This is a genomic window from Streptomyces clavifer, from assembly GCF_036345975.1.
Lineage (GTDB): Bacteria > Actinomycetota > Actinomycetes > Streptomycetales > Streptomycetaceae > Streptomyces > Streptomyces clavifer.
In genome coordinates this window covers 1,132,703-1,146,181 of record NZ_CP107793.1, presented here as the reverse complement: position 1 = coordinate 1,146,181, position 13,479 = coordinate 1,132,703, and the positions used below count along the sequence as shown (strand labels likewise).

Here is a 13,479-nt window from a genome sequence, read left to right as displayed (position 1 = left end):
GACTGGTCCCATGACCGAGAGCACCGCCCCCCAGAGCGAACACCGCACCGTGCTGCTGCGCGGTGGAGACGTCCACAGCCCCGCCGATCCGTTCGCCACCGCGATGGTCGTCGAACGCGGCCATGTCGCGTGGGTGGGATCCGAAGGGGCGGCCGACGCGTTCGCGAGCGGCGTCGACGAGGTGATCGACCTGGAAGGGGCCCTGGTCACCCCGGCGTTCACCGACGCGCACGTCCACACCACATCGGCCGGGCTCGCCCTCACGGGGCTGGACCTCTCCGCCGCCCGCACGCTGGCCGAGGCACTGGACCTCCTGCGTGCGCACACGCGCACCCACTCCGGCGAACGGGTCGTCCTGGGCCACGGCTGGGACGCGGCACGCTGGCCCGAGCAGCGACCCCCCTCGCGTGCCGAACTCGACGAGGCGGCCGGCGGCCGGCCCGTCTACCTGCCCCGGGTGGACGTCCACTCCGCCGTCGTCACCACGGCCCTCCTGGACCTCGTCCCGGGCGTCACGGCGCTGACCGGCTACCACCCCGACGCCCCGCTGACCGGTGCCGCCCACCACGCGGTGCGCTCCGCGGCCCACGGCGCCGTCACGCCGCGGCAACGTGCCGAGGCCCAGCGTGCCGCCCTGGCACACGCGGCCTCGCTCGGCATCGGCACCGTCCACGAGTGCGCAGGTCCCGAGATCTCGGACGAGGAGGACTTCACCGGCCTGCTGGAGCTCGCCTCCCAGGAGCCGGGCCCCCGGGTCTTCGGGTACTGGGCCGAGCGGATCGAGGACGAGGAGGGTGCCCGCCGCATCCGCGAACTCGGGGCCACCGGTGCGGCGGGCGACCTGTTCGTCGACGGTTCCCTGGGCTCGCACACCGCCTTCCTGCACGAGCCGTACGCCGACGCCCCGCACACCGGGACCTCCCACCTGGACGCTGCGCAGATCGCCGCACACGTGACGGCCTGCACCGAGGCCGGACTGCAGGCCGGGTTCCACGCCATCGGTGACGCCGCCGTCTCCGCCGTCGTGGCCGGCGTCCGGGCCGCCTCCGAGAAGCTGGGGCTCGCCCGCGTCCGCGCCGCCAGGCACCGGGTGGAGCACGCCGAGATGCTCACCCCCGAGACGGTCGCCGCCTTCGCCGAGCTGGGGCTCACCGCCTCCGTGCAGCCCGCCTTCGACGCGGCCTGGGGCGGCCGGGACGGCATGTACGCAGCCCGGCTGGGCGCGGAGCGGGCCGCCACGCTCAACCCGTACGCGGCGCTGCTGCGCGCCGGCGTGCCCCTCGCCTTCGGCTCGGACAGCCCGGTCACACCGCTGGACCCGTGGGGAACCGTGCGGGCCGCGGCCTTCCACCGGACGCCCGAGCACCGCATCTCCGTACGGGCCGGGTTCACCGCCCACACCCGGGGCGGCTGGCGTTCCGTGGGCCGCGACGACGCGGGGGTCCTCGTGCCCGGTGCCCCCGCCGACTACGCCGTCTGGCGTACCGGCGAACTGGTGGTCCAGGCGCCCGACGACCGGGTCGCCCGCTGGTCGACCGACCCCCGCTCCGGCACCCCTGGCCTGCCCGATCTCACCCCCGGGGCCGCGCTCCCGGTCTGCCTCCGCACGGTGGTCTTCGGACAAACTGTCTACGTAAGGCCGAACGAGTGACGTAGGGGCGTGCCGTACCGCCGATCGTAGGCGCAGGCACTCCGCCGCGACCTGTCCGCCCGCCGCACTGACCAGGGACTTTCGGAGAAAACCGCAGGTCGCACGGCTGTTGACAGAGAGCGCCCAGGGGCCGGTAGGTTCGGCCGGGTCCACCACTGGACGTCCGACCGGTCAAACCTCCACGCAGTCGTCGAACGCCGCTGGGTCATGGGGCGGTGTGCCGCACCGGCGCACCATCCCTGACAGCCAGGTTCAGCGCCCGCGCCTCGGGGCGAGGGGAGCGTTCGTCCGGGCGGCAGGTGGGACCCGGGTGGGGCCCGGAGGTTCAGTAGACAACGGCTTTCGGTCGACCCGCAGCCAGCGGGTCCCAGGTCGGCCCGAAGGACACCGGGCCCCGATCCGCAGTTCTGTCCGCAGTTCCATGCTTCTGTCCGGCCCGGCCGGACGGGTGACGCGTCGCCTCGCGACCGCGTCGGAGCCCGGCAGCGGCACGCTGGATATGGTGTGCACCTTGCGTACGGACTTTAAGGGGCAGTAGTGAACGACGGCGGTCAGAGGCAGTTCGGCCCGCTCGGCAGAGTCTTGGTGATCATTCCGACCTACAACGAGGTCGAGAACGTCAAGCTGATCGTCGCCCGGGTGCGCGCCGCCGTTCCGGAAGCGGACATCCTGGTCGCCGACGACAACAGCCCCGACGGCACCGGCAAGGTCGCCGACGAACTCGCGGCCACCGACAGCCAGGTGCACGTCCTGCACCGCCAGGGCAAGGAGGGGCTGGGCGCCGCCTACCTGGCCGGCTTCCAGTGGGGAGCCGACAACGACTTCGGCGTCCTGGTCGAGATGGACGCGGACGGTTCGCACCAGCCCGAGGAACTGCCCCGCCTCCTCACCGCCCTGAAGGGCGCCGACCTGGTCCTCGGCTCGCGCTGGGTGCCCGGCGGCCGGGTGGTCAACTGGCCCAGGCACCGAGAGATGATCTCGCGCGGAGGCAGCCTCTACTCCCGGATGCTCCTCGGCCTGTCGGTCCGGGACGTCACCGGCGGCTACCGGGCCTTCCGCACCCCCACCCTGCAGGGACTGGGCCTCGAAGAGGTCGCCTCGCAGGGCTACTGCTTCCAGGTCGACCTGGCCCGCCGGGCCGTCGAAGCCGGATACCACGTCGTCGAGGTACCGATCACCTTCATGGAGCGGGAGATCGGCGACTCCAAGATGAGCCGCGACATCCTCGTCGAGGCGCTGTGGCGGGTCACCGGATGGGGCATCTCCAGCCGGGCCTCCAAGGTCATGGGCCGCAAGTCCTCCTGAGGTCCCTCCGGGGCCGGTGCGGCGGAGCCTCATGATCACCCCCTTACGCCGTCTGCACGCCCTTACAGGCACACTGGGTGCATGACGACCGGCACACCGCCTCCGAACCGTCCACAGCGCTCACGCGCCCGTACCGTCCTGCCGCTGGGCCTCGCCGCCTGGCTGGTGCTGGAGATCTGGCTGCTGACCGTCGTCGCCGACGCGGCGAACGGGTTCACCGTGCTTCTGATCCTGGTCGCCGGTGCCGTGCTCGGAGCCGTGGTGATCAAGCGGGCGGGGCGGCGGGCCTTCCGCAACCTCACCGAGACCCTGCAGCAGATGCCGGGGCAGCCCGGCGCACCCGCCGCCCCCGCGGCCGCCCCGTCGGGCGGCAGGGGCAACGGCTTCCTGATGCTGGGCGGCCTGCTCCTGATGATCCCCGGCATGATCTCCGACGCAGCGGGGCTGCTGCTCCTGCTGCCCCCCGTCCGGTCGATGCTGAGCCGGTACGCGGAGCGCTCCCTCGAACGCCGGATCGCGCGCACCGCGGCGCCGGGCAGTCTCTCCGACGCCTTCCAGCAGGCCCGTATGCACCGGCCGGACGGAAAGGTGGTCCAGGGCGAGGTCATCCGTGAGGACGGCACGCGGCAGCACCCCGGTCCCGATGACGGCCACGGAGCGCACCGGCCGCCTCTGACCCCCTGAGCGGAGCGCACCGACCGCTCACTCCTGCCGTCCCCCGAGCGCGGAAGCCACCGACGGCTCGGCCTGCCGGGCGCCGGCTCCCGGGGAAACACCCTCCCGATGACAGCACCCCGAGCCCTCTCACAGCTCCCCGGAGGCCCGACCCTCCGAGGAACCGGGCTTCGGGGGCTGTGGCCTGCCGGGCCGGAGTCGTGCCGAACCGGCGCTCCTCCGAAGCGCGGAGCCCGGGCACCCGCGGATCGGGGGACCCGTACAGAACGAGCCGCGGGCCGTGACACATGTGCTGTGTCACGGCCCGCGGCTCTTGATCTGTGCGGTGTTACGCGGTCAGGCAGACTTCCTGCTGTCCCGCGGGTGCACGGCAATGTTCATGGCTCCGGAGCGCAGAACCGCCAGCCTCTCGGCCAGCACCTCTTCCAGCTCCTCGCGGGTGCGCCGCTCCATGAGCATGTCCCAGTGCGTACGCGCAGGCTTGCCCTTCTTCTCCTCGGGGCCGTCCCCGTCCACCAGGAGTGCCGTGGCGCCGCACGCCTTGCACTCCCATTCCGCCGGAATGTCCGCCTCTACCGAGAACGGCATCTCAAATCGATGGCCGTTCGGGCATGCGTACTCCACCGCCTGGCGCGGGGCCAGATCGATGCCGCGGTCCGTCTCGTAGCTGGTAACCACGAGTCGCGTACCGCGGAGAGCTCGCTCACTCATGAATCGTGCCTCCCGGGCTTGTCGCCCACAGGACAGGTGTCGCTGTCGTCGTCATCCGGTCAACGTCCGGTCGGCGGCAAAGATTCCCGTTGCCGGTCATGCGTCGCCCGTCGTGCCGCTGCTGTATCTGGGTTTGATTACCCATCGGTGCCCGGTTTGTCACTTGTGGGAGAAGTTGTCACCCAACGGTTCGGCTTCTTCCACTCGCAGTAACGGTCCGCCGGGCAGACCAAAGGCGTACACTACCGGCCTTTCACTTCTGCGTCTAAATACGGTCCGGCACGGGGTTGCCCGCGGCGGCCACGGCAGCCCGGACCGGGACCCGCGCGAGCAGCAGCGAACCCAGGGCGAAGAAGATCACCAGGGAGAGGATCGCATCCCGGTAGCTGCCGGTCAGCTGGTAGCCCAGACCGAAGACCAGGGGCCCCAGCCAGCTGAGTCCCCGGTCGCTCATCTCGTACGCCGAGAAGTACTCCGCCTCCTTCCCGCGGGGCACCAGGTGCGAGAACAGCGAGCGCGAGAGCGCCTGGCTGCCGCCCAGCACCAGACCGATCGCGGCCGCGAGGCTGTAGAAGAACACGGGCGCGTCGGCGGGCAGCAGGTAGGCGGCGGCGAGGATCAGCGTCCAGACGACCAGTGAGGCGAGAATCGTGCGCTTCGCGCCGTACACGCGGGCGAGCCGCCCCATGCCGAGCGCCCCCGCCACCGCGAGCACCTGGACCAGCAGGACCGCGGTGATCAGTGTCGTCTGATCGAGCCCGAGCTCCTCGGACCCGTACAGCGAGGCCTGCGAGATCACCGTCTGGATGCCGTCGTTGTACACGAGGTAGGCGAGCAGGAAGGAGAGCGTGAGCGGATGGCGGCGCATGTCGCGCAACGTCGCGATCAGCTGCCGCCAGCCGGAGCCGACCGCGCCCTCGCCGCCGGGCGGCACCCGCCGGTCGCGCAGCCGTCGCAGCGGTACGAGCGTGAAGGCGCCCCACCACACGCCGGCCGAGGCGAGGCAGATCCGGACCGCGTCGGACTCCGAGAGTCCGAAGGAGTCGTGGCCCGTGTAGAGGACCAGGTTCAGGACGAGGACGAGTGCCCCCGAGGTGTACCCGAAGGCCCAGCCGCGCGAGGAGACCGCGTCGCGTTCCTCCGGCGCGGCGATCTGCGGCAGATAGGCGTTGTACAGGACCATCGACACGGAGATCGACGCGTTCGCCACGATCAGCAGGAAGGCGCCCAGCAGGTAGCGCTGCCCGTCCAGGAAGAACATGCAGGCCGTCGCCGTGGCACCCACGTACGCGGCCGCCGCGAGCAGCGGCTTCTTGCGGCCGGTGCGGTCCGCGGCGGCGCCCGCGAGCGGCATCACGATCACCGCCACCAGGACCGACGCCGAGACGGCGTAGGCGAAGAGGGAGCCGGCCCGCACCGGTATCCCCAGCGGGTGCACGAAGCCCTCCGCGTCGGCGGCGGCCTTGGCTATCGACGTCAGGTAGGGGCCGAGGAAGACGGTGAGGACACTGGTCGAATAGACCGAACAGGCGAAGTCGTAGAAGTACCAGCCCCGTTGTTCGCGTCTGCGCTCGGCGTCCCCGGGGGGCCGTTCCGCCGGGTCGGCCGTTCCTGCGGTACCGGTGCTCACGCCGAGTCCCCTCGTTCGTACCGTGCGGACGCGGCAGGGCCCGGCGTCAGGCCCAGGCCCCCCGCTCGCTCAGCACCGTGCGCAGCGTCTCGATGTGATCGGTCATGATGCCATCCACCCCGAGGTCCAGGAGTGCGGCCATCCGGTCCGGTTCGTTGACCGTCCAGACGTGGACCTGCAGACCGCGTGCGTGCGCCGCACGGACGAAGCGCCGGTCGACCACCCTGATGCCGTTCTGGGTCTCCGGGACCTGTGCGCACACGGCTCCCGCGCGGAGCGCCGCCGGTATTCCGTAGGAGCGCAGGCGCAGGCCGAGCACACCGCGCACCCCGTAGGAGGTGGCCAGGCGCGGGCCCCCGAGGCGGTGCGCCCTGGCCACCCTGGCCTCGGAGAACGACCCCACGCACACCCGGTCCCAGGCGGCGGTCCTGCGGATCAGCTCGATGAGCGGGACGAGGGCCGGCTCCGCCTTGACGTCCACGTTCCAGCGGGCGTCGGGGAACTCCTCCAGCAGTTCCTCGAACAGCGCCAGAGGCTCGGTGCCCCCCACCCGCGCCCGGCTCACCTCGCTCCAGGGGAGCTCGGCCATCCGGCCGCGGGAGTCGGTCACCCGGTCCAGGGTGGCGTCGTGGAACGCCACCAGGCGGCCGTCCGCGGTGGTGTGCACGTCGGTCTCGAAGTAGCGGTAGCCCGCCCCGGCGGCCCGCCGGAAGGCGGCTGCCGTGTTCTCCACCCCGTCCGCCGCCCCGCCGCGGTGGGCGAACGGAATCGTCGACGGGTGGTCCAGATAGGGGTGGCGTGCGGAAGGCGCTGTGGTCACCGCGGAAGTATCGCCCCTCGCGGTGTCCGGCCGGCGACGTCGGGGGTGCCGGCGTCCGGCGAGGGGAGGGCGAAGACGCGCAGGAAGAACTGGGCGAGCGGGCCGATCGCCAGGGCGTACAGCACGGTGCCCACGCCGAGCGAACCGCCGAGCAGGAAGCCGGTCGCCACCACGGCCACCTCGATCGCCGTGCGCACCAGCCGGATCGAACGCCCGGTCAGCCGGTGCAGTCCGGTCATCAGCCCGTCGCGCGGGCCGGGGCCGAAGCGCGCCGAGATGTACAGCCCCGTGGCCACTCCGTTGAGCGCGATGCCCGCCGCCATCACCGGTATCTGCGCGCCGAGCCCGTGGACGTCCGGCACGAGGGCCAGGGTGCCGTCCATCGCGATGCCGACGGCGAAGACGTTGGAGACGGTGCCGAGCCCCGGTCGCTGCCTGATCGGGATCCACAGGAGCAGCACGACCGCCCCGACGATGATCGAGACGACTCCGATGGAGATGCCGGTCCGCTCGGCGAGGCCCTGGTGCAGCACGCCCCAGGGTTCGAGGCCGAGCCCGGCACGGACCAGGAGCGCCGAGCTGGCCCCGTACAGGGCCAGACCCACGTACAGATGGGTCAGCCGCCGGGGGAGACGGGACCCGCTCCGGGCAGTGGTGTCGGACACGTGGTGCTCCCTGTGTGGTGGTGGACTGCTGTGTGTCACTCTGTGGCAGGGGATTGGCTGCCAACTATGGCCAATCCGAGGAAGGTGGACTGATTTCCATGGCGCAGTGGACTTCGACGGTCGGTGCGGCGCAGCTCGCCCGGCAGCTCCGGGCGCAACAGCGTCCCGTGGCGCCCGGCAGCCGCAAGCCGCCCGCCTACCGCGCCCTGGCCGACGGTGTGCGGTTGCTCGTGCTGGAGGGCAGGGTCCCGGTCGCCGCCCGGCTCCCCGCCGAACGGGAACTCGCCCTCTCCCTCTCGCTCAGCCGGACCACCGTCGCCGCGGCCTACGAGGCGCTCCGCGCGGAGGGCTTCCTGGAGTCCCGGCGCGGAGCCGGCAGCTGGACCGCGGTGCCGGCGGGCAATCCGCTGCCCGCCCGCGGCCTCGAACCCCTGCCCCCGGAGGCGCTCGGCTCGATGATCGACCTGGGCTGCGCCTCCCTGCCGGCCCCGGAGCCGTGGCTGACCAGGGCGGTGCAGGGTGCCCTGGAGGAGCTGCCGCCGTACGCGCACACCCACGGCGACTACCCGGCTGGCCTGCCCGCGCTGCGGCAGATGATCGCCGACCGCTACACCGAACGCGGCATCCCCACGATGCCGGAGCAGATCATGGTCACCACCGGCGCGATGGGTGCCATCGACGCGATCTGCCACCTCTTCGCCGGGCGCGGCGAGCGCATCGCCGTCGAGTCCCCGAGCTACGCCAACATCCTCCAGCTGATGAGGGAGGCGGGCGCCAGGCTGGTGCCCGTGGCGATGGAGGAAGGGCTCGGCGGCTGGGACATGAACCGGTGGCGGCAGGTCCTGCGGGACGCCGCGCCCCGGCTGGCCTACGTCGTCGCGGACTTCCACAACCCCACGGGGGCGCTCGCCGACGAACAGCAGCGCCGCGCGCTGGTCGAGGCCGCCCGCTCCGCAGGCACGGTCCTGGTGGTCGACGAGACCATGAACGAGCTGCACCTGGACGCCGACGTCGAGATGCCGCGCCGGGTCTGCGCCTTCGACCCGGCGGGCAGCACGGTCCTGACCGTGGGATCCGCGAGCAAGGCCTTCTGGGCCGGCATGCGGATCGGCTGGGTCCGGGCGGCGCCGGACGTCATCCGCAGCCTGGTGGCGGCCCGTGCGTACGCGGACATGGGCACGCCCGTCCTGGAACAGCTCGCCATCAACTGGCTGATGCGCACCGGCGGCTGGGAGCAGGCCGTCGCGGTCCGGCGCGACCAGGCGCGCGACAACAGGGACGACCTGGTCCGGGCGGTGCGCCGGGAGCTGCCCGACTGGGAGTTCGAGGTGCCGCGCGGGGGTCTGACCCTCTGGGTACGCACGGGTGGGCTCTCCGGTTCGCGGCTCGCCGTGGCGGGTGAGCGGGTGGGTGTACGGGTCCCTTCGGGCCCCCGCTTCGGGGTCGACGGGGCCTTCGAGGGCTATGTGCGCCTGCCGTTCACGGTGGGCGGCCCGCTCGCGGAGGAGGCCGCACTGCGGCTCGCCGCGGCCGCCGAGCTGGTCGGGTCGGGCGCGGGAGCGGGAGCCGAGGTGCCACGGACGTTCGTGGCCTGAGGTCCCCGGCTCTCATCCCTCGGCGACGGCCGGCGCGGTGACCAGCGCGTCCAGGCGCTTCGGCTCGGCGGCCCCGGATTCCACCGGGGTGGCCGGGGCCGGTCCACCGGGCAGCAGGTCGAGCACGGCCTCCCGGTGCGCCTCGCTCGTGGCGCCGTCGTACGGGTCCGGGGTGGCGGGCACCTGGAGCCGCAGGACCGGTCCGGTGCCGAGGCGGGCGTAGCCCCGGCCCGGGGGTACGTCCGGCGTCGGCGTGGTGTGCGGCGAGGCGCCCAGGACCGACTCTGCCTCTTCGCGGGTGGCCGGACCGAGGACGGCGCGGGCCCGCGTGCGGGTCCGCACGGCCTCCGTGAGGGTGTCCAGGCTGTCGAACTGGTCCGCGACGACGACCGTCACCCCGGCGGCGCGGCCGTGCCGCAGCGGCACCTCGAGCAGTTCCTGCGGATCCTGCCTGCCGTCGGCCGCCGCCAGGTGTCCGAAGACGCTCGGGCGGTCCAGCAGGATCCAGAGGGGGCGCTTGATGTCCTCGGGCTCGGGGTGGCCGGACTGGCGTGCCCGGTTGGCGGCGATCAGCCTCCGCTCGGTCTCGTGCGCGGCCCATTCGAGCGTCGAGAGGGCTCCGGCCAGCCCGCACTCCACGGCGAGCACACCGTCCCGACCGGTCAGGAAGCCGTACTCCCCGGTCCCGCCGCCCTCGACGACGAGGACGTCGCCGTACTGGAGCGCCTGCAGGGCGAGGGAACGCATCAGGGTGGTGGTGCCGCTGCCGGGGTGCCCGACGGCCAGCAGGTGCGGCTCCGTCGAACGGGAGCCGGTGCGCCAGATCACCGGCGAGGCGTCGCGCGTCACGTCGCCGTCCCGCACCGGGACGGTGCGCTGCACCGCGTCGGCGTCGGTGAAGCCCAGCACGGTCTCCCCGGGGGCGGTGACGAAGCGCTGGGCGGCGATCGTGGTGGGGAGCGCCGCGAGGACGGTCATGAGGAGGTGGTTGCTCTCCTCGTCCCAGGCGAAGTGGTACTCGCGGCCCCGGCCCGACTTGGCGTGGAGCACCTGTTCGACCCGGGCCCGGCAGTCGGGCTCGCCGTCCGTGAAGTACGCCGGGTAGCGCACCTGGAGCCGGGTGAGGCGGCCGTCGGCGTCGAACGCGTACGAGGTTCCGAAGGCCTCCTCCCAGTCACCGCCGCGGGAGAACAGCGGCCCGGGGTCGTCGGCCGTGGAGAAGTGCGGCACCAGGGCCTCGTAGAGCGCCCGGAGCCGCGCCGTCTCCGCCTCGTCGGGGCCGGTCCTCGCGGGTGTCCGCTCCCGCCCCCTCCACGCGGCGGCGCCCATCACCGCGATCAGGGCCAGCAGGGGCCCGTAGGGGATGAGCGCCACCACCAGGACGCAGGCCGCGACGAGGAACAGCACGTGCCCGCGCCGGTCCCTGGGCGTCGCGGCCCACTTCTGCCGTCCTGCTGCCGCCAGCAGCCGCAGACCACGGGTGACCGTGATCAGCGGATGGAGGACGTCGGTGGCGTTGTCGGCGGCCGTGCGCGCGATCTCGCGACTGCGAGTGATCGATGCGCCGCCGCTGCTCAGAATGCGGGGGAGTGGTCGCCGGGCCACGTCGGTCTCCTGGTGGGTGGGAGGGGTCGCGGAGCGTCAGAACTTGATTCCGCCCAGCATGCTGGCGAGGCTGGCCCCGCCCGCCGTGATGCTCGGCGCGATGGCGGTGCCCGCCAGATAGAAGCCGAACAGGGCGCAGATGAGGCCGTGTGATGCCTTGAGCCCGTCCTTCTTGAAGAACAGGAAGGCGATGATGCCGAGCAGTACCACGCCCGAGATGGAGAGGATCATGAGCGGTTCTCCTGGTTGAAGGGGACAGTCACCATGAGTACTTCCAGGATCACAAGATGTTTCTATACGATAAAAGGTGCAATTGAGTGAATATCGCGGGTTTTCACTCGAGTGGCGGGCGATAAGTGGTGGGACGGGCCCGGAGTGCCGGGAAACGGCCCGGGTCCGGGCGGCTCGTGCGGTGATCTTCCGCCGCTTCCGGGCAGGCTCATGTCGACTGCGGACCAGTACCCTGTCGATTCACTCGTACGGCCCCACGCCGTACTTCCCACCAGGTCGGAAACGGCGACAACGGCGATGGAAGGCGGTCCGTCCGATGTGCGAGGTCCCCGACCCGGAGGCGATCGAGCCGGCGGCGAAGCTCCCCGGCCCGGCCCGCCGGGGTGAGGCCGGAGCGCTCGCCGTCCGTCTCGACGCGGGCGCTCCCGCGCACCTCACCGACGACCGCGGCGACTGTCTGCTCATGATCGCCGCCCACCACGGGCACGCCGCCACCGTCGCCGCCCTCACCGGACGCGGCGCCGACCCGGACCGCGCCCATGGCCGGGGGGTGGATCCCGCTCGCCGGAGCCGTCCTCGAGGACGAGCGCGGTGTGATCGGCGCACTGCTCGCCGCGGGCGCCGACCCGGCGGCCGGAACACCGTCCGCGACGGACACCGCGGGCGCGTTCGGCAAGGACGACCTGCTGGAACTGTTCGGCGCGCGCTGACGCACCGTCCCGGCCGCCCGCTGACCGGTGCGCCGTAAATGTGGTCGCGTCGGCGAAATGGCTGGGTCATCATGACGTCGCAGGTCCGCTCAGGACCACGGACGAGAGGCAGAGGAAGATGAGCACCAGGCAGAAGACGGCGGTCGGCCGATCATGTTGCTGCGCGGCCTAGTGCCTCCCGGCACTCGGAACAGCACAGTCCCGGTTGCGTCGACAGCTTGATGTGAGGCTTTCCCCATGTTCGATCCGTTCATAGCGCCGAGCGGCACCCTGCTCGGCCTGTTGCAGAGGGGCCGCGGCGACGGCACGCTCCACGCACTCGCCGCACCGCGCCCCGAGGCCCTCGCGGCCCTCAACCACTGCGTCCTGAGCGATCCGCGTCACGACTGGCAGCTCGAGAACCGTTCCCTCTACTACGCGCGCCTGTACCTCGACCTCGACGGCGGCACGGAAGAGATCGAGCGGCACCTCTGGGACCCCGAGGACCACCTCGACACCGAGGACTCACGCACCGGCCTGGCCCTCGCGGTCCTCGGCCACCTCGCCTCGTACGGACGCGACGACGCCCTCGTGCTCCTGCGGCGGTACGCCGCCACCGGGGCCAACTGGGCCTGGGCCCTCGACGAGCTGGCCCTGCGCGACGACGACGCGGGGCTGCGCTCCCTCGCCGAGCCGGTGCTCGGCCGGTTCCCCGCGACCCCGGAGGGCGCCGCCGAGCTGGCGGCCGCCGTGCGGGACGCCTTCGAACCGCACCCCTGGCGGCTGTGGGCCGACGACCCCCGCGAGACGGTGGGCGCCCGGGTCAGGGCGGCCCGGGAACAGGGCTCCTTCGACCGGTGGCAGCGGCAGATGGGGCATGGCGGCCCACGGCCCGGCTGGAGTGTCCAGGCCGTCTTCGACTGGGCCCAGCAGGGTCTGGAACGCGGCAGCGCCCTCCACGTGCCGGCCGCCCGCTGCCTCTCCGCCGTTGCGGGGGCCGAGGACCGTCCGGCGATCGTCGAGGCCGCCCGCAGCGGCCCCGAAGGCGCCCGCTGTGCGGCCCTGCACTATCTCGCCGAGGCCCGGGACCCCGCCGTACTCGATCTGATCGAACAGGCCGCCACGGGCCCTTCCCCCACCGTCGCCGAGGTGGCCGTGGCCGCCTTCGAGCGCATGTGCGGGGACGAGGCCGTGGTCCGGGCCCGTGGCTGGGCCCACCGGCCCGACGCCCTGGGAGCGTCGGCGGCCGGCGTGCTCGCCGGCCGCGGCGCCGCACAGGACGCCCCGCTCGTCCTCGCCGCCCTGCGTGAGGCCGTCCGGGGAGACGGCCCCGACGCCCAGCGCCTGTGGACCCTCGTCGACGGCGCCGGCCGCCTCGGCATCGTCTGCGCGGCCCCGGTGCTGCGTCACGTCTACCGGGAGACGTCCTCCTCCCACCTGCGCGGTCGGGCCGCCAGCGCACTCGCCGCCACCGATCCGTCCTTCGCCACCGGCTTCGCCGTCGAATGCCTGTGGGACTGCGAGGAGACCACCCGCGAGCTGGCCGCCCACCACGCGGAGACCGGGGACGTCCGGGTAGCCGAACGCCTGCGACGGCTCGCCGCGGACCCGGCCGAGGAGGTCGAGGTGCAGACGGCGGTGCGCAGCAGGATCGGGCCCGACGCGCCCGCCGTCTGACCCCGCCCGGCCGGACACGCGGCCCGGACCGGTTGCGCCCGCCGGTAATGGGCGCGAAGAGCGCGGGGTGCCGCCCGCGGGGGAGCGGCGGCCGCCGTGTCCCGCCCGGCCGCCGGGGACTGCGCCGCCTCCTGGAGGAACCGCGCCGGAGCCGCGTGTCCGGCACCCGCGCGGCGAGGACGTGCTGCTGCTCGGCTCACGGCTCTCCGTGCCGCGGCAGCACGG

Annotated in this window: 11 protein-coding genes and 1 pseudogene; 6 read left to right on the top strand and 6 right to left on the bottom strand. The window is 72.9% G+C overall.

The annotated features are described in order from the left end of the window. Positions 1-10: 10 nt before the first annotated feature. The 3 genes from OG927_RS04650 to fxsA all read left to right on the top strand — a co-directional run bounded on the left by OG927_RS04650 (position 11) and on the right by fxsA (position 3,640). The gene (locus OG927_RS04650; protein ID WP_330319754.1) at positions 11-1,651 is read left to right on the top strand and encodes an amidohydrolase; all 1,641 of its coding nucleotides are present in this window, start codon (positions 11-13) and stop codon (positions 1,649-1,651) included. A 537-nt stretch (positions 1,652-2,188) separates the two neighbouring features. Further along, positions 2,189-2,956 (top strand): polyprenol monophosphomannose synthase, encoded by a 768-nt coding sequence (locus OG927_RS04645; RefSeq protein ID WP_056787302.1) that lies wholly within the window; start codon positions 2,189-2,191, stop codon positions 2,954-2,956. A gap of 81 nt (positions 2,957-3,037) precedes the next feature. After that, the gene (fxsA, locus tag OG927_RS04640; RefSeq protein WP_056787306.1) at positions 3,038-3,640 is read left to right on the top strand and encodes an FxsA family membrane protein; all 603 of its coding nucleotides are present in this window, start codon (positions 3,038-3,040) and stop codon (positions 3,638-3,640) included. Between the two features lie 327 nt (positions 3,641-3,967). On the opposite strand, the gene OG927_RS04635 is transcribed toward fxsA, so the two are convergent. The 4 genes from OG927_RS04635 to yczE all read right to left on the bottom strand — a co-directional run bounded on the left by OG927_RS04635 (position 3,968) and on the right by yczE (position 7,457). Continuing rightward, entirely contained in the window at positions 3,968-4,342 is a 375-nt protein-coding gene (locus tag OG927_RS04635) for an RNA polymerase-binding protein RbpA (RefSeq protein ID WP_056787310.1), read from the bottom strand. 265 nt (positions 4,343-4,607) lie between these two features. Continuing rightward, positions 4,608-5,972 (bottom strand): MFS transporter, encoded by a 1,365-nt coding sequence (locus tag OG927_RS04630; protein WP_056787314.1) that lies wholly within the window; start codon positions 5,970-5,972, stop codon positions 4,608-4,610. 46 nt (positions 5,973-6,018) lie between these two features. Next, positions 6,019-6,792 carry a glycerophosphodiester phosphodiesterase family protein gene (locus tag OG927_RS04625; RefSeq protein ID WP_056787319.1) on the bottom strand — a complete coding sequence of 258 codons (774 nt, stop codon included), beginning with the start codon at positions 6,790-6,792 and terminating at the stop codon, positions 6,019-6,021. Then, the gene (yczE, locus tag OG927_RS04620) at positions 6,789-7,457 is read right to left on the bottom strand and encodes a membrane protein YczE (RefSeq protein ID WP_124282971.1); all 669 of its coding nucleotides are present in this window, start codon (positions 7,455-7,457) and stop codon (positions 6,789-6,791) included. The genes OG927_RS04625 and yczE overlap by 4 nt, the downstream gene beginning before the upstream one ends. Before the next feature lie 98 nt (positions 7,458-7,555). On the opposite strand from yczE, the gene OG927_RS04615 reads away from it, so the two are divergent. Beyond that, positions 7,556-9,052 carry an SCO1417 family PLP biosynthesis transcription factor gene (locus OG927_RS04615; RefSeq protein WP_330319753.1) on the top strand — a complete coding sequence of 499 codons (1,497 nt, stop codon included), beginning with the start codon at positions 7,556-7,558 and terminating at the stop codon, positions 9,050-9,052. 12 nt (positions 9,053-9,064) lie between these two features. Here OG927_RS04615 and OG927_RS04610 read toward each other — a convergent pair whose 3' ends face one another. Next, positions 9,065-10,657 carry a hypothetical protein gene (locus tag OG927_RS04610; protein ID WP_408058037.1) on the bottom strand — a complete coding sequence of 531 codons (1,593 nt, stop codon included), beginning with the start codon at positions 10,655-10,657 and terminating at the stop codon, positions 9,065-9,067. A 36-nt stretch (positions 10,658-10,693) separates the two neighbouring features. After that, the gene (locus OG927_RS04605) at positions 10,694-10,888 is read right to left on the bottom strand and encodes a hypothetical protein (RefSeq protein ID WP_056787333.1); all 195 of its coding nucleotides are present in this window, start codon (positions 10,886-10,888) and stop codon (positions 10,694-10,696) included. Positions 10,889-11,204: 316 nt separating this feature from the next. Here OG927_RS04605 and OG927_RS04600 point away from each other — a divergent pair. Together OG927_RS04600 and OG927_RS04595 are read left to right on the top strand one after the other, a co-directional pair. After that, a pseudogene (locus OG927_RS04600) lies at positions 11,205-11,598 on the top strand (ankyrin repeat domain-containing protein). Positions 11,599-11,835: 237 nt separating this feature from the next. Continuing rightward, positions 11,836-13,254, top strand: a complete 1,419-nt coding sequence (locus tag OG927_RS04595; RefSeq protein ID WP_124282973.1) for a HEAT repeat domain-containing protein — start codon at positions 11,836-11,838, stop codon at positions 13,252-13,254. The last annotated feature ends 225 nt before the right edge of the window (positions 13,255-13,479 follow it).